A 16,818-nucleotide genomic window follows, 5' to 3' on the forward strand; every position below is an offset into this window, starting at 1 on the left:
TTGGGGTTTGAGTCGCTCGACAATCAGTTTTGAATCTTGTGATCCAGCGCCGCATAAAAGTTGGCACTCTGTTGCAGGTATTTCTGGGTATAGGCCGTGACATTGGATTTTTTGCCGGTAACTTCCACGCTGGCAGCGGCAGGCAATGCCACCGTGGCGGAAACAGCAGAAGCAGCAATGATCGAGAAGAGATTGAAATTCATGGCGGTAACCCTTGTGTTCGTTTGGTTGGGTGGCCTGGGAAGGCCTTGGAACCCAACTTACGCCCGAGGGTTGAACCTTAGAAATGCTTTGAAACAGTAGCCGTTATCACTGCGATTAATACAAAGCTTCAGGCCCCGCAGTGCGGGGCCTGTGGCTTATTGACGCACCAGGAACTTGAGGTCACTGGGGGCATCAATCGGCAATTTCTGCACGGTTTTACCCAGCAGGCCGGTCTTGGGGTCGCGCTCGACGACGACAATTTCATTGCTTTTCTGGTTGGCGATCAGCACGAACTTTCCGCTCGGGTCGAGGCTGAACTCACGCGGATGGTCGCCTTCGACAGAACGCCGCTGGATTTCCTTGAGGTGCGCGGTGGCCGGGTCGATGCTGAACACCAGCATCTGATTGGCCGTGCCACGGTTGCTCACGTACAGGAATTTACCGTCGTTTGAGGCATGCAACGCTGCACCGGCCTTGTCGGACACCGGTTGGCCGGCGGCATAGTCGAGCAACTGGGTTTGCGACAGCTTGCCCTCGTTGTAGTCGAACACAGCGACCTGGGCGCTCATCTCAGTGGTCAGCCAGGCGTGTTTGCCGTCCGCGCTGAACAGCAAGTGACGCGGCCCGCTGCCCGGTGGCAACTGCACCGACGCCGGGTTGGCCGCGGTCAGTGGCAGCTCGTGATTGGCCTTGGGGTCGTAGCGGTAGGCAAACACCTTGTCCGCGCCCAGGTCCTGCACGAATACATATTTGCCGTCCGGCGACGACACTACCGAATGCACATGGTTGGACGCCTGGCGCTCCGGGTTCACACGGCTGGCCGGGTGCCCGCTCAACTGCACCGGTGCCGACAGCTTGCCGCTGGCATCCACCGGCAGGATCGCCAGGCTGCCACCCGGGTCTTCCACCACCGAATAGTTGGCGACGAACAGATAACGCCCATCGGCGGCCACACTGGAATGGGTGGGCTCATTGCCCAGGCTCTGCACCTGGTTGATCAGGGTCAACTGGTGGTTCTGCGGGTCGATGCTGTAGCTGCTGACGCGGCCGACCGCGTCTTCCTGGCCCGGGCCGTTTTCATTGACCACGAACAGGTGCTTCTGGTCTTTGGAGATCGTCAGCCAGGAAGGGTTGGCGGTTTTCGCCGCCAGCGCCGGCTTGCCGCTGAACTGCCCGGTGCTACTGTCGAATTGCAGACGGTAGATCCCTTCACTGGTGCCGGCCGTATAGCTGCCGACCAACAGTTCATGGATATCAGCCGGTGCGGCCTGCACCGACATCGCACCGACACTGCCTGCCATCAGCAGGGGCCAGAATTTACGCATCATCTGCTTCGTCCTCGTCGTTATTGTTGTCGCCCTGGATGGCGCTCAAGCAGACCAGACGGTGTTCACCGTCGTCGTTGATCAGCAACCAGCTTTGCAAGCTCTCGTCAAAGGTAGCCGCCTGCAATTGTTCTGGACTGAAGGTCCAACGCTTGAGTTCCCGGCCATCCATGCTTTGGATCTGCAGTTGCTGATCAAGCTCGAAGTCAAAAGCGTGCAGCCCATTGATGATCAGCATATCGCTGGTAGCAAGGACGCAAGTCAGGGTGTCGGCAGTCATGGCAGTCAATCATTTTGGGGAAAGCCGCAATGATAGCCCAGCCTGTAACCTAGAGGTTGAACACTGCGGTGATGCTATCGCAGCATAGGTATCTACAACTTCGGTACGACGCTAAACTTGTGGCGAGGGAGCTTGCTCCCGTGACGGCCTGACAGCCAACGCCCGCCTACCTGACACCCCACGATCAAACTGTGGGAGCTGGCTTGCCTGCGATGGCGGCCTCACAGTCGACACCGTAATACCGAGTACATATCCATTCCTGCGGTAACGGATATGTACGCGCTCTGATCCAACATCCCAGTTGGCTGCCAGGCCGTCTTCGCAGGCAAGCCAGCTCCCACACAAGCCTGCTCCCGCCTTTTGGGAGCAGGATCAATGTGCGAACAACGAGTTGCCCTTCTGCCCTGCCAGCTTTTCAGGCTTGATCAGGAATCGCGCCAGCGCCGGCAACAGCCACAGCGCGCCGAACATGTTCCACAGCAGCATGAAGGTCAGCATCAGGCCCATGTCGGCCTGGAACTTGATGGCCGAGAAGATCCAGGTGCACACGCCGATGGCCAGGCACAAGCCGGTGAACAGTACGGCCTTACCGGTGGACTTCAACGTCTGGTAATACGCCTCTTGCAACGGCAAGCCAGCGCGCAGGAAGCTTTCCAGACGGCTGTAGATGTAGATGCCGTAGTCCACGCCAATCCCCACACCCAGGGCTACCACCGGCAAGGTTGCGACCTTGACGCCAATGCCCATGAACGCCATCAGTGCGTTACCCAGTACCGAGGTCAGCACCAGCGGCAGCACGATGCACAGAGTCGCCGCCCAAGAGCGGAAGGTGATCATGCACATGGTCGCCACGCACAGGTACACCAGGATCAGGATGATCAGTTCCGACTCCTTGATCACCTCGTTGGTGGCCGCTTCGATCCCGGCATTACCCGCTGCGAGGATGAATTCCAGGCCGTCCTTGTTGTTTTCCTTGGCGAAGTCCTGCACCGCATGCACCGCGCGGTCGAGGGTTTCGGCCTTGTGGTCATTGAGGAACACCAGCACGGGCGCCAGGGAGCAATTGTTGTTGTACAAGCCATCGGCACGGGCGATGGAGTTGTTCAGCACATCCGGGTTGCGCGACAGGGTTTCCCATTTCAGGTTGCCTTCGTTCATGCCCTTGATCATTTGCTTGGACACAGTCACCAACGAGATCGCCGACTGCACGCCCTCGGTGTTCTGCATCTTCCACATCAACTGGTCGATGGGCGCCATGGCTTCATAGCGCGAGCAGCCTTCGGCCTTGGTCTTGACCATCACCACCAGCACGTCGGAGCTGGTGGAGTAATTGCTGATGATGAAGTTGTTGTCCTTGTTGTAGCGCGAATCCGGGCGCAGTTCCGGTGCGCCTTGGTCCAGGTCGCCAATCTTCAGGTTCTGGCTGTACCAGAGGCCGCCACCAAAGGCGATCAACGCCAGGAACACCGAAACCGGCGCGACTTTCGGGCTGGCAAATTTGGACAGCAGGCGCCAGAAGCTATGTTCGCGGTTCGCGTCTTTCTTGCTCTTGGCGATGGCGCGCTTGCTGATGCCCACATAGGAAATCGCGACCGGCAGCAGGATCAGGTTAGTGAACACGATCACCGCCACGCCGATGGACGCGCCGATAGCCAGTTCGCGGATCACGCCGATGTCGATGATCAGCAGCGTGATGAAGCCCACCGCATCCGCCAGAATGGCGATCATCCCCGGCAGGAACAGTTGCCGGAAGGTGCGCCGCGCGGCGGTGAGGGCGTTGTCTGCCTCGCTGGATTGCAGGGCAATGCCGTTGATCTTCTGCACGCCATGGGAAATGCCGATGGCGAAGATCAGGAACGGCACCAGCATTGAATACGGGTCCAGTCCGAAACCGAAGAAGTGCATCAACCCCAGTTGCCAGACCACCGCCACCAATGTCGTGCTCAACACCGCAATGGTGCTGCGCAGGCAGTTGGTGAACCACAGCAGCAGAATCAGGGTGATGACGAACGCAACGCCGAAGAACAGCACCACCATCACCAGGCCATCGATCAGGTCGCCGACCTTTTTGGCAAAGCCGACAATATGAATCTTGACGTTGGGGTTCTGGGTTTCGAACTTGTCGCGGATCTTGTCTTCGAGTTCATGGGAGAACTTGCGGTAGTCCAGGGCCAGCAACTTGCCCTGGTCTTGCGGGTCCGGGTAGGACTCCAACAGCGGAATATCAACGATGCTCGACTTGAAGTCATTGGCCACCAGCCGCCCGACCTGGCCGGACTTGAGCACGTTATTGCGCAACTGGTCGAGGCTCTGCGGCGAACCGTTGTAGCTCTGCGGGATCACCTCCCCGCCGGCAAAACCTTCTTCGGTCACCTCGGTCCAGCGCACGCTGGGGCTCCACAGCGACTTGAGGCCCGAGCGGTCCACACCGGAGATGTAGAACACCTCGTCGTGGATCTGGCGCAGGGTCTCCATGTACTCCTTGGTGAAAATGTCCCCGTCCTTGGCTTCCACCGAAATACGCACGGTGTTGCCCAGGTTGGCCAAATCGTTGCGGTGCTCCATCATTTTTTCGATGAAGGGGTGCTTGAGCGGAATCATTTTTTCAAAGCTGGTGGACGGGCGAATCAAGGTCGCCTGCCAGAACAGGAAGAGGCTCACCAGCAGGCAGATGACGATCACCGCCGGGCGATTGTTGAAGATCAGACGCTCAAGAAAGGTCGCTTTATCGTTGTGATGACTGCTCATTGAATCCCCGCCTTCTTATTATTGTGAGAGCTCTGCGCCGGCCGATGTGGCAACCCGCACGCCACCCTGCCCCGCGAGGATCAAATTGCCATTGCCGGCCGCCGTGACCGCCGAGAGTGAAATACGGTCCGGGCGATTGAACACACTGAAGGTCTGGCCGTCGTCATGGCTGACCACCACGCTGCCGCCGTTGCCGACCACAACAATGGAACCGTCCTCCAGCAAGGTCGCCCCCGACAGGCCAAACTCCAACGCGCCACGCGCTGCGTTCAATTGGACCTGTTCCCAAGTGCTGCCGAAATCAGTGGAGCGGTAGAGGTTGCCGCGCAACCCATACGCCAGCAGGGTTTGCGGCTGTGCGGTGCTGATCACGCCAAACAGCGAACCCTCGTAGGGGCCTTCGAGTTTTTCCCAGGTCTGGCCGTCGTCGCTGGAGCGAAACATACTGCCTTGCTCACCGACGATAAACAGGCCGGCGCCCTTGACCTGGGCGATGGCGTTGAGGTGGTACTGGTCTTCGTTGTCGAGACGCTCGCTGACATCGTTCCAGGTTTTGCCGGCGTCGGTGGTCTCGATCAGCGCACCGTAGGCGCCCACGGCCAGGCCGTGGTTGGCGTCGTTGAACCACACATCGAGCAACGGCGCTTCGCGTTTGAGGTCTTGATATTGCTGGGTCCACGTGGCGCCGCCATCGGTACTGGCAAGAATCTGCGCATCGTGGCCGACGGCCCAACCGTGCTGATCATCAACGAAAAACACCGCCGTGAGCAGTTGCCGGGTGGGTACTTTGGCTTGGGCCCAGGTGTTGCCCTGGTCATCGGAATAAAGGATATGCCCCCGATCACCGACCGCCACCAGGCGCTTGCCCGCGTGAACCACGTCGATCATCAAGCCTTTGGCGGCCTTGGGGGATTCAATTGCAAAGACTGCGGCGGCGGAGGTATCGCTGGCGGCCAGAACCGGCAGCGACAATACGCTGCCAGCAAGCAGCGAGAGCGCTGTGGCCAGCAACGCAACCCTGCGTGCGGCGCGTGGGCGGCAAACAACCCAACCCATGACAGGCTCACTCATAGACCTTTCTCCCATTTATTATTGTTAGGTCGTCTTCTCTGCCAGGACCTTGAAACCTGCAATCTAGAGCCCCTGGAGGAAGCAGGAGCCATCCTATCGGGCTTTGGAATCGTCTGACAATCGGCGCTACGTTATCTTTTGTTAACTGGCGGCGTTTGGCCATGTGCTGAATATCGCTGCATCAGCTGAAATGATGAGCTGACTGCGATCAGGGCAAATGAATTTTTATTCCATCTATTGAATTTAATGAATTTTTATTCCATTAATGGCCTTCCCTGAAAACAATAATCCAAAGGACCACGACGATGCGTGAACTCGGAATCGGCTTGATCGGCACAGGCTTCATGGGCCGCGCCCACGCGCTGGCGTTCAACAACGCTCGGGCGGTATTTGAACTGCCTGTGCAGCTCAAGCTGGCCGCCCTGGCCGATGCTGACACTGAACGCGCCCAGCGTTGCGCCAGCGCCTGGGGGTTTGCTCAGGCCCATGGTGACTGGCAAGCGCTGGTCAACGACCCCAAGGTCGACGTCGTGGCCATCACCACCCCCAACCATTTGCATTACCCCATGGCCATGGCCGCGATTGCCGCGGGCAAAGCCGTGTATTGCGAGAAACCCCTGGCCGTGAGCCTCGAACAAGCCGACGCCATGCGCCGCGCCGCCCATACCGCCGGGGTGGTGACGCGTGTCGGCTATAACTACCAGCACAACCCCATGATCGTGCTGGCCCGGCAGATGATTGCCCAGGGCGAATTGGGCCAGATCATCAGTTTCCAAGGTGAGTTCAGCGAAGACTTCATGGCGGACCCGGCCTCCCCTTGGTCATGGCGCTGTGAGGTGGAGCATGCTGGCGGCGCCCTGGCTGACCTGGGTAGCCATTTGCTGTCGATGGCTCGCTATCTGGTGGGCGACGTGACCGATGTCTGTGCCGATACCCAGACCGTACACAGCCAACGCCCCGCCACTGCCGGCAGCCCAACCTCAAAAGCCATCGCCGTGGATGACCAGGTGCACGCCCTGCTGCGCTTCGCCAACGGTGCACGCGGCACGGTGAGCAGCAGCTGGCTCAAGCACGGTTACAAAAACCACCTGTGCTTTGAGATAAGCGGGACCAAAGGCACCTTGGCGTTTGACCAGGAACGCTTGAATGAACTGCGCCTGCACCGCGTCGGCCAAGACGGCTTTCAACGCGTGTTGGCAGGCCCTGCGCTGCCCGGCTATGCGGCATTCAGCCCGGCGGCGGGGCATCAGTTGGGTTACAACGAATTGAAGACGTTGGAAGTGCACGAGTTGATCATGGCGCTGGCCGGCCAAGGGGCCCAGGGCACGGACTTTGAGGCGGCGTGGGAGGTGGAGCGATTGGCGACGGCGATTCGAGTGGCCGCCCTTGAGGAACGCTGGGTGAAAGTGGGCACGGTTTAAAAAGTGGGAGCGGGCTTGCTCGCGAATACGCTGTGTCAGTCGGCACCCTCAGTGCCTGAACCGCCGCTTTCGCGAGCAAGCCCGCTCCCACATTTGGTCATCTGAACCATTCAATCAGCGCAAGGCCCGACGCAGCACTTTGCCCACCGTGGTCTTGGGCAATTCCGTGGTGCGAAACTCCACATACTTTGGCAGCTTGTACCCCGTCAGGTACTCCCGGCAGTGCGCAAGAATCTGCTCCTGGGTCAGGGTCGGGTCCTTGCGCACGACGATGATCTTGACCTTCTCCCCGGTCACTGGGTCTTCGACCCCAATGGCCGCCACTTCAGCAACCCCAGGGTGCATGGCCACCACGTCCTCGATTTCATTGGGGTACACGTTGAAGCCCGAGACCAGGATCATGTCCTTCTTGCGGTCTACCAGGCGGATATACCCGCGTGCGTCCATCACGCCGATGTCCCCGGTGGACAGCCAGCCCTCGGCATCCAGCACCTCGGCGGTTTCCTTCGGCCGTTGCCAGTAGCCCTGCATCACTTGCGGGCCACGTACTTGCAACTCGCCCTGCTCGCCGATATCCGCCAGTTCGCCGTCTTCGCGTACGAAGCGCACCCAGGTAGAGGGCAATGGCACGCCAATGCTGCCGGTGAATTCCATCTCGCGCATGCGGGAAATATCAATAGGGCTGATGCTCACCACGGGCGAGCATTCGGTCAGCCCGTAGCCTTCGATGATCGGCAGCCCGGTCACCTCTTTCCAGCGCTTGGCCACGGCGGTGTGGGTGGCCATGCCGCCAGCAATCACCAGGCGCAAATCGGAAAAGTCCCGCGCACAGAACTCCTTGTTCTCCAGCAACCCATTGAACAGCGTGTTCACCCCGGCAATGCCATTGAAGCGTTCCTTGCGCAGGATCATTTGCACGCGCTTCACGTCCCGAGGGTTGGCGATGAGGATATTGCGCCCGCCCAGGCACATGAACATCAGGCAGTTCACCGTCAGTGAGAAGATGTGGTACAGCGGCAGCAAGGTCACGTTGGTTTCCTGCTTGTGCAGGTTTAACTGGTCACCGACCCAGGCCTTGGCTTGCAGCAGGTTGGCAATGATATTGCGATGGCTGAGCATCACACCCTTGGCATCGCCGGTGGTGCCGCCGGTGTATTGCAGGAAGGCCAGTTCATCGCGGTGCAGGCTGACCGGCAAATGATGCATGGCCCTGCCCTGTTTGAGCACCTGGTTGAAACGCAGCGAACCGGGCAACCTGAAGGCCGGTACCTGCTTCTGCACGCTGCGCAGGATGAAGTTCATTGCCGCGCCCTTGAAGGTGCCCAGCAAGTCGCCAATGGCCGCGACCACCACTCGCTTGACGCTGCTGCCCACCATGGCTTTTTCCAGGGTATGCGCGAAATTTTCGAAGATCACCACGGTTTCGGCGCCACTGTCCTTGAGCAGGTGCTTGAGTTCGTGGGCGGTGTACAACGGGTTGACGTTGACCACTACCGCCCCGGCCAGGATCGTGCCCAGCAGGCAGATCGGGTACTGCAAGCAGTTGGGCATCATCAGGGCCACGCGGTCGCCCTTCTTCACGCCCTGGTCCTGCAGCCAGGCGGCAAAGGCAATGCCCTGGGTGCGCCAATCGGCATAGGTCATTTGCGTGCCGATGCTGACGTAGGCCACCCGTTCACGGAACTTCTCCAGGTGCTCCAGGAACACTTCGCGCAGCGACGGGTAGTCCTCGATCCCGGCGTCAATGTCCGCTGGCACGCCGGGCAGGTAAGTGTTCAACCAGATGCGTTCGGTGTGTTCCAGGCTGATAGCGTTCATCGCAGTGTCCTTATTGTTGTTTTTGATAGCGCTACTTTTCGACGATGGCGGTGATACCCAACCCACCCGCCGCGCAGATCGAGATCAGGCCGCGACCGCCACCGCGTTCATGGATGGCCTTGGCCAGCGCCGCCAGTTGCCGGCCACCGGTGGCCGCAAAGGGATGGCCGCAGCCCAGTGAGCCGCCGTTGACGTTCATTTTGGCCCGGTCAATGGTGCCCAGGGGGGCGTCAAGGCCGAGTCGCTCGCGGCAATACTGCGGGTCTTCCCACGCCTTGAGCGTGCACAACACCTGGGCGGCGAACGCTTCGTGGACCTCGAAGAAATCGAAGTCGGCAAAACTCAAGCCTTCACGCGCAAGCATGCGTGGCACGGCGTAAGCCGGCGCCATCAGCAGGCCCTCGGTGCCGTCGACAAAATTTACCGCAGCCGTTTCGCCGGTGCGCAAGTAGGCCAACACCGGCCAGCCATTGGCGGCGGCCCATTCTTCACTGGCCAGCAGCACCACCGAGGCGCCATCGGTCAGGGGCGTGGAGTTGCCAGCGGTGAGCGTGCCGTTCTGGCGGTCGAAGGCCGGCGACAAGCCGGCGAGCTTTTCCAGGCTGATATCGGCACGCAGGTTGTTGTCACGGGCCAAGCCGCGATGGGGGCTGATCAGGTCGTCGAAGAAGCCGCGTTTATAAGCCGCATCCAGGCGCTGGTGGCTGGTGAGGGTCAGCTCGTCCTGGGCCAGGCGCTTGATCTGCCAGCGCTTGGCCATTTCTTCGCAGTGCTCGCCCATGGACAGGCCGGTGCGCGGCTCGCCATTGCGCGGCAGCAACGGTTTAAACAGCATCGATGGGCGTACTTTCATCAAGGCCTTGAGCTTGCCGCCCAGGCTTTTGGCGCGATTGGCCGCAAGCAAGGTATGGCGCAAGGATTCGTTGATGCCAATGGGCGCGTCGGAGGTGGTGTCGGCACCACCGGCAACGCCCACTTCGATCTGGCCGAGGGCGATTTTATTGGCCACCAGCAGTGCGGCTTCAAGCCCTGTGCCACAGGCTTGTTGCACATCATAGGCAGGGGTTTGCGCAGACAACGTGGTGGACAACAGCGCCTCGCGGGCCAGGTTGAAATCCCGCGAGTGCTTGATCACCGCTCCGGCGGCAAACTCACCCAGGCGTTGGCCGTGCAGGTTGTAGCGCTCCACCAATCCTTGCAGGGCGGCGACCAGCAGGTCCTGGTTACTGTCGTGGGCATACACCGTGTTGGAGCGCGCAAATGGAATACGGTTGCCGCCGATAATCGCCACGCGGCGGGTCGGGGCTGGGGTAAAACTGTAGTCACTCATTGCTGGCTCTCTTTCCAAATGAATAGCCCGCGCATATGGGGCTTGTCCCCGGCGAAATTGCGCACTTCGAACTCGCGCCGTGGCCCGCTCACGGGGTGGCCCCACAGGGCGACCTGGCCGGGCAGGAAGATCGGCAATTTGAAGTCGCAATGGGCCTCGGCCTGGTCCAGGCCACCGGGCGGCTGTTGCGCTGCCAATGCGCGGCCCAGGGTCCACATGCCATGGGCGATGGCGCGACGAAAGCCGAACAGCCTGGCACCGATGACCGACGTGTGAATGGGATTGAAATCCCCCGAGACCTTGGCAAAGCGTCGCCCCAGGTCGGCGGGCAGTACCCAGCGCTGGGTGCGTAACAGACGGTCTTCCTGCAGTGGCAGAGGGTCATTCCAGGGTTCGCCCACCGGATTGCTGACGTCACGGCGCAAATACAGACTGTCGCTTTCCCACACCAGGGTTTCCTGGCTGTAGGCACGGGTGGCGATACTCAAGGCCTGCCCTTTCGGATGGGCCACCCAGCGCTCGCAATACACCTCCAGGCGCAGCGCCTGGCCCTCGTGCAGGCGCTGGTGCTGACGAATGCGATTGGCCAGGTGCACCATGCCACTGGCCGGGTACGGGAAGCTTGGCCGGGTCAGCAGCATGAGGTGCAGGGGGAACGCCAGCACATGGGGATAGGACAATGGCACGCCCTGTTCGCGACGAAAGCCACACGCCCGTGCGTAAGCGGCGATACCGGCCGGCGAAAGCTCCACCGCGCTGCGCACCAGGCGCGCTGTGGGCAATGGCGGCGCACCGTCTAACTTGGGTTTGCGCAAGGCGCGCAGGCCGTCGAGCAACAACTGCGTGCGCGACGGCGGTGGGTCGATAATCTGCGTCACGTAGTCCATCGGTCAGGCTCCCAACAGGCTTTGGCCGCACACCCGCACCACCTGGCCATTGACGCCGCCCGACGCCGGATGCGCCAGCCAGGCAATGGTCTCGGCCACGTCGATGGGTTGCCCGCCTTGGGACAACGAATTCATGCGCCGCCCCGCTTCGCGGATCATCAGCGGGATCTTCGCGGTCATCTGGGTCTCGATAAAGCCGGGCGCCACCGCGTTCACCGTGACCTGCCGGGCTGCCGCACGCGGTGCCAGGCCCTGTACCAGGCCGATCACACCGGCCTTGGACGTGGCGTAGTTGCTCTGCCCCAGGTTGCCGGCAATACCGGAAATCGACGACACGCACACAATGCGCCCACCGGGGTTCAAACCCTGACTGTCGAGCAAGGCCTCACTGAGCTGCCACGGCGCTTCGAGATTGACCGCCAGCACACTGCGCCAGGCGCCCTCGGTCATTTTGGCGATGGTCTTGTCGCGGGTGATCCCGGCGTTGTGCACCACCACATCAAAGGCGCCATATTGGCTGACGTGGGTTTGCAACAGTGAGACGGTGTCGGCGGCGGTGATATCCAGGGGCAACGCTGAACCGCCCACGCTGGTCGCCGCCTGCTGCAAGGCTTCCTGGGCCTGGGGCACGTCCACACACACCACATGGGCACCGTCCCGCGCCAGCACCTGGGCAATCGCCAGGCCGATGCCACGGGAGGCGCCGGTGACCAGGGCGCGTTTGCCGGCAAAGGGTTTGTCCCAGTTGATGGCGGCAAGGCCATCGACCGGTTTTTCCAGGCGCACCACCTGCCCCGAGACATAGGCGGAACGGCGCGACAGGAAAAACCCCAGGCTGCTGTCCAGCGCGTCTTCCGCGCCCGGCGCCACGTACAGCAGTTGCACGGTGATCGCGCGGCGCAGTTCCTTGGCCAGCGACCGCACCAAGCCTTCAAGGGCGCGTTGGGCGATGGCCTGGGGCAAGTCGTCGCAATGCTCGGGTGCCGTGCCGAGTACCACCACCCGGCCATGCTGGCTGAGGCGCTTGGCATTGCTGTGAAAGAACAGGTAAAGCTCATCCAACTGTCGCAGGTCGGTCACGCCGCTGGCGTCGAACACCGCGCCTTGCACCTTGACCGTGGACGGTGCCTTGAGCGTCGCCGGGCTCGCGGCGACGGTGTCGGTGGCGCTTAACACGCGCTGCACCGAGGCCACCAGGCGCCCTGCCCCGGCGATGATCACAGGATTAGCCAGGCCGGCCTGGCCGCTGCGATGCCGTTGCAGGGGCAAGGGTTGCGGCAAGCCGACCGCCTGGGCCAGACGCCGGCCCCAGGGGGAATTGACGAACGAAAGGTAGCTGTCACTCATGGTAAGCACTCACTCACACCACATACTTGCCTTGTAAACCCGATCGAATGTGGGAGCTGGCTTGCCTGCGATGCCCGCGATTGGGTGTGTCAGTCAAACCGAGGTGATGCCATCGCAGGCAAGCCAGCTCCCACAGGTGGACCGGGTTTTCTCTTAATTGACCGGGACGCTGCGCCGTTTGGCCACCGGCTCGAGCGCCTGCTTACGCTGCTGCAGAGCCTCCAGCAAACCAAAGTCCTGGGGAAAGTCATCCACCTGGATACCGTGGTCGGCGTATTCCACATAGCGCGCCAGCAAGGCGTCTTCGTCGTCGCTGATCAAATCCAGCGCCCGCGCCTTCACGCGCCAATCGGTGAAGGCCGTGGCAGAAATCGGCAGCGGGCCGAGCAGACCTTGCTTGATGGCGGGCTTTAGCCGCGCCTCGATCAGCTCCACTTGGGGCAGCAAACGGAAACCCAATTCGCCGTAGGCCAGCTTGTCGACTTCCGGACGTGGGATGTAGGAGTTGGCCAGCAACCGGTCGCGGGTCTCGCCAGGGGTCTGCACCACCTCCGCCACCTGCGCCAACAGGCGGTCCGACGGTTTGCGCAGCGGGATGCCAAACGGAAAGCTCAAGGTGCGCACCACTGCTGCTGCGGGTTTTGAAGGGTAGTTGTCGAGCACTTCGGCCAAGGCCTCGTGGGCGCGCAACAACGCGTCCTGGGCCGCCCAGTGAACGAGAGGCAAGTCCGCCTGGGGCCTGCCGTCATCCTCGAAGCGCTTGAGCACGCAAGACAGGATGTACAGCTGCGACAACATATCCCCCAGGCGCCCGGTAATACTTTCCTTGCGTTTGAGGGCACCGCCCAGCACGCCCATGGAGATATCCGAGATCAGCGCCAGCACCACCGACAGCCGATTGGCCTGGCGGTAGTAGGCAGCCAGCGCCGGGTCGGTCTTGGCCGGGGCCGCAATCAGGCGCCCGCCGGTCAGGGCATGCACCGCTGCGCGTACGGTGTTGGCCACGACAAAACTCACATGGCCAAACATTGCGCTGTCGAAGTCTTCCAGGGCCTTGCGCCGGTCGGGGTTGTGCGCCGCCTCCATCTCGCGGAACACGTAGGGATGGCAACGAATCAAGCCCTGGCCAAAGATGATCAGACAGCGGGTCATGATGTTCGCGCCCTCCACCGTAATGGCGATGGGACTTTGCTGGTAGGCACGGGCGAGGAAGTTATTGGGGCCCATGCAGATGCCTTTGCCGGCGACGATGTCCATGCCGTCGTTGACGATGATGCGCGCCCGCTCTGTGACGTGGTACTTGGCAATGGCCGAGATCACCGAGGGTTTCTCACCGGCGTCCAGGGACGCCACCGACACCTTGCGCACCGCATCGCAGGCATACAGATGCCCGGCCATGCGCGCCAGCGGCGCCTGCACACCTTCGAACTTGCCGATGGGCAGGCCGAATTGCTTGCGCATCGCCGCATAGGCTGTGGTACCGCGCACCGCCACTTTACCCAGGCCGACGTTGGCCGAAGGCAGGGAAATCGCCCGACCTGCCGCCAGGCATTCCATCAACATGCGCCAACCGTTGCCGATTTGTTCGCGGCCACCGATCACCCACTCCAGGGGAATGAACACATCCTTGCCAGTGGTAGGACCATTCTGGAATACCGCATTCAACGGCCAGTGACGCCGGCCGCTGTTCACCCCTGGATGGGAGGTGGGGATCAACGCACAGGTAATGCCCAGGGAGCCTGGCGCGCCAAGCAAGCCCTGCGGGTCTTCGGCGCGGAACGCCAGGCCCAGCACCGTGGCAATCGGGCCGAGGGTGATGTAGCACTTGTCCCAGGTCACTTTGAAACCCAGTACTTCCTCGCCCTCATGCATGCCTTTGCAGACAATGCCCAGGTCGGGGATCGCGCCTGCATCGGAGCCGGCATACGGGCTGGTCAGGGCGAAACACGGAATGTCGTCACCGCGTGCCAGGCGCGGCAGGTAGTAGTTGCGCTGGGCGTCGGTGCCGTAATGCAGCAGCAACTCGGCCGGGCCCAGGGAGTTGGGGACCATCACCGAAATCGCTGCCGCCGAGCAGCGTGTCGACAGCTTCATCACCACTTGGGAATGGGCGTAGTGGGAGAAGCCTTTGCCGCCGTACTGCTTGGGAATGATCATGCCGAGGAACCCGGCATCCTTGGTGTACTGCCAGCCTTCGGGGGACATGTCCTGCCAGACCTGTGTGGTTTCCCAGTCGTTGGCGATGTCGCACAGGGTTTCGACTTCGTTGTCGAGGAAGGCTTGCTCCTCCGCGCTCAGGCTGGCCGGCGCGGCTTGCAGCAGACGCTGCCAGTCGGGCTTGCCGCTGAACAGCTCGGCATCCCACCACACGGTGCCGGACTCGATGGCCGCACGCTCGGTATCGGACATCGCCGGCATGATCGTGCGAAACAGGCCCAGAGCCTTGGTGGTCAACAGTTTGCGGCGCAGGGGTTTGATCGCCAGCACCAAGGCGGGCAGCACCACCAGCAAAGCCGCGACAGTAAGGCCCAGGCCGGCCACCGCGTTGAACAGGTAACCAGCCGCCAGCCAAAGGATGCCGGCGCTTAGCCACAGGGCGGCGGCGGCTTGTCGGTAAGCCAGGGCAATCGCTGCTGCGATACCCACCAATAACCAGATAAGCATGGGGGAGACCTCTACTTGATTCAGGACGTGAAACCACACTACAAACTTCAAATCATTAATTCAAATTTTGTTTTGAAATTTTTATTTAATTCCTTGCCGAAAAAATAGGCTGACCGGGTCAGCCTGACGAAAGAAGGAATCAACGTACGTCGCCGAAAACGAAAGCCATGGCAAGGCCTCCAGATGCGCTGAGTGCCCTGCCTTGCACGCGCCTCAGAACTTATAAGTCGCCGACAGGCTGACCACGTCACCTGAGGATTCAGCTTTGCCGTCCAGCTGCGCGCCTCCAAGGCGGTCAACGTTCTTGGTCTTCAGATTGACCTTCTGGACGAATTGGTGCGAGTAGGCGGCATCCACCGACAGGCCTGGTACCGCCTTGATGTCATAACCTGCACCAAACGCAAGGAAGTAGCGATCCCCGTCGGGGATCCGAGGGTCACGGGTGGAGTTTCGGGTCGGTGTCTGGTCGTAAGCCACGCCGGCACGGAGGGTGAGTTCGTCGGTCGCTTTGTAGTCGCCGCCGATAGAAGTCATCCACGCGTTCTTGTAGTTGTAGGGTATGGCAACGATGGTCGAGCCCTGTGACTTGAGCGTGAGGTCCTTGAACGAGGACCACTCTGTCCACTGGGCACTCACGCCCAGCGTCCAGCGATCATTGAACTGGTGGACCCAGTCAATCGCCGCCGTCGCCGGGATATCCAATTGAGCACTAGCATGCGCGCCATCCGGGAACAGTTTGAGACCAGGGTAGGCCATTTCAACCAGCGTTTCGCCGTTCGGACCAATCGGGTTGGTCATCGCGTTACGGCCAATCGCGTCTGTATAAACGTCGTACTTGCCCGTCATCTTGTTTTTGATCTTGGCGTGATAATTCACGCCCAGCGTGTCTTGCGCCGTCGGCTTCCAAACCACGCCGCCAAACCAGCCCACTGAGATATTGTCGACTTTCACGCGTATCAAGGAATGCCCGACGCCGGTCGGAAAACCGGTGCCTCCCAGACCGGGAGAGACATCCGCGGCAGCCAGCAGGTCAACGTTCTGGCTGACGTTCCCTTGGCTACGTTGAACGATGGCACCGGCACCGACGGAAAACTCATCATTGACCTTGAATGACAAGGAGCCTGTCAGGCCAATGGTCTCGATCTTGGTGTCAACGGCGAAATCTCGCAGCTTAGAGTTTTCGTTCCACGTACTTTTCATGCCTTGCGGTACGACTTGGCTCAGGCCAAAAGCAAAACGGTCGCCGATGGGCATGACCATAAAGCCAGTAGGTAGCCATGCGGTGAAACCACCCTGGCCGCCATTATTCGTATTCAGCGTCGGATCGCCCAGGTTGCCCTGATCATCCAGCACCGGCGTATTGGTCACCGGGTTACCGTTATGGTCATACGCCTGGCCAGAATATTTGATCTTGATCCGGGCGTAATCGACGGTCTGCTGCACGATGGTTGAATCGATGAACGCCATGGCCGCCGGGTTGTTGTACGCGGCACTGGGGTCGTTCTTGAACAATGAACCGCCACCAAACGCGCGCCCCCAGCCAGGCGCACCGTAGGTTGGCGTGGAGAAGCCGCCCGCCTGCACATTTCCTGTGGTCATCAAGCCTCCCAACAGCGCCAACCCCAGTAACGTGTGAGCGTGTTGTTTCTTATTATTCATGCGCTGCTCCTTATTATTATTTCGCCCGGCCCCTGCCGATGGGTCGTGTGGCCGTAGGCAGACC

12 protein-coding genes are annotated in these 16,818 nt (G+C 60.9%); 1 reads left to right on the forward strand and 11 read right to left on the reverse strand.

The genetic code is table 11. The features are described from left to right. Positions 1-23: 23 nt before the first annotated feature. The 5 genes from CLM72_RS15270 to CLM72_RS15290 all read right to left on the reverse strand — a co-directional run bounded on the left by CLM72_RS15270 (position 24) and on the right by CLM72_RS15290 (position 5,613). Positions 24-203, reverse strand: coding sequence for a hypothetical protein (locus CLM72_RS15270; RefSeq protein ID WP_034126032.1), 180 nt, complete (start codon positions 201-203; stop codon positions 24-26). 156 nt (positions 204-359) lie between these two features. Then, complete coding sequence (locus tag CLM72_RS15275; protein ID WP_105227019.1) at positions 360-1,532, reverse strand: lactonase family protein; 1,173 nt, start codon at positions 1,530-1,532, stop codon at positions 360-362. Then, positions 1,522-1,809 (reverse strand): DUF5629 family protein, encoded by a 288-nt coding sequence (locus tag CLM72_RS15280; RefSeq protein ID WP_034126034.1) that lies wholly within the window; start codon positions 1,807-1,809, stop codon positions 1,522-1,524. Before CLM72_RS15280 ends, CLM72_RS15275 begins: the two co-directional genes overlap by 11 nt. 372 nt (positions 1,810-2,181) lie before the next feature. Continuing rightward, a complete protein-coding gene (locus CLM72_RS15285; protein ID WP_057974813.1) occupies positions 2,182-4,557 on the reverse strand; it encodes an RND family transporter in 2,376 nt (791 codons plus the stop codon). An 18-nt stretch (positions 4,558-4,575) separates the two neighbouring features. After that, positions 4,576-5,613: a YCF48-related protein gene (locus CLM72_RS15290; RefSeq protein WP_105227020.1), complete on the reverse strand. Its 1,038-nt coding sequence runs from the start codon at positions 5,611-5,613 to the stop codon at positions 4,576-4,578. A gap of 320 nt (positions 5,614-5,933) precedes the next feature. Between CLM72_RS15290 and CLM72_RS15295 the strand changes: the two genes are divergently transcribed. Continuing rightward, complete coding sequence (locus tag CLM72_RS15295; protein ID WP_105227021.1) at positions 5,934-7,049, forward strand: Gfo/Idh/MocA family protein; 1,116 nt, start codon at positions 5,934-5,936, stop codon at positions 7,047-7,049. Positions 7,050-7,163: 114 nt separating this feature from the next. Here CLM72_RS15295 and CLM72_RS15300 read toward each other — a convergent pair whose 3' ends face one another. From CLM72_RS15300 to CLM72_RS15325, 6 genes are all read right to left on the reverse strand, one after another. Further along, positions 7,164-8,867: an AMP-binding protein gene (locus CLM72_RS15300; protein WP_054920791.1), complete on the reverse strand. Its 1,704-nt coding sequence runs from the start codon at positions 8,865-8,867 to the stop codon at positions 7,164-7,166. Positions 8,868-8,898: 31 nt separating this feature from the next. Next, the gene (locus tag CLM72_RS15305; RefSeq protein WP_105227022.1) at positions 8,899-10,197 is read right to left on the reverse strand and encodes an acetyl-CoA C-acetyltransferase; all 1,299 of its coding nucleotides are present in this window, start codon (positions 10,195-10,197) and stop codon (positions 8,899-8,901) included. Next, positions 10,194-11,084 carry a MaoC/PaaZ C-terminal domain-containing protein gene (locus CLM72_RS15310; RefSeq protein ID WP_105227023.1) on the reverse strand — a complete coding sequence of 297 codons (891 nt, stop codon included), beginning with the start codon at positions 11,082-11,084 and terminating at the stop codon, positions 10,194-10,196. Before CLM72_RS15310 ends, CLM72_RS15305 begins: the two co-directional genes overlap by 4 nt. A gap of 3 nt (positions 11,085-11,087) precedes the next feature. Beyond that, on the reverse strand, positions 11,088-12,431 hold the full coding sequence (locus tag CLM72_RS15315; RefSeq protein ID WP_105227024.1) for a 3-oxoacyl-ACP reductase: 1,344 nt from the start codon (positions 12,429-12,431) through the stop codon (positions 11,088-11,090). Between the two features lie 153 nt (positions 12,432-12,584). Further along, complete coding sequence (locus CLM72_RS15320; protein ID WP_105227025.1) at positions 12,585-15,095, reverse strand: acyl-CoA dehydrogenase; 2,511 nt, start codon at positions 15,093-15,095, stop codon at positions 12,585-12,587. Between the two features lie 213 nt (positions 15,096-15,308). Then, complete coding sequence (locus CLM72_RS15325; protein ID WP_105227026.1) at positions 15,309-16,754, reverse strand: outer membrane protein transport protein; 1,446 nt, start codon at positions 16,752-16,754, stop codon at positions 15,309-15,311. Positions 16,755-16,818: the final 64 nt, after the last annotated feature.

It is taken from the genome of Pseudomonas sp. MYb193, assembly GCF_002966775.1.
Classification (GTDB): Bacteria; Pseudomonadota; Gammaproteobacteria; order Pseudomonadales; family Pseudomonadaceae; genus Aquipseudomonas; species Aquipseudomonas paracarnis.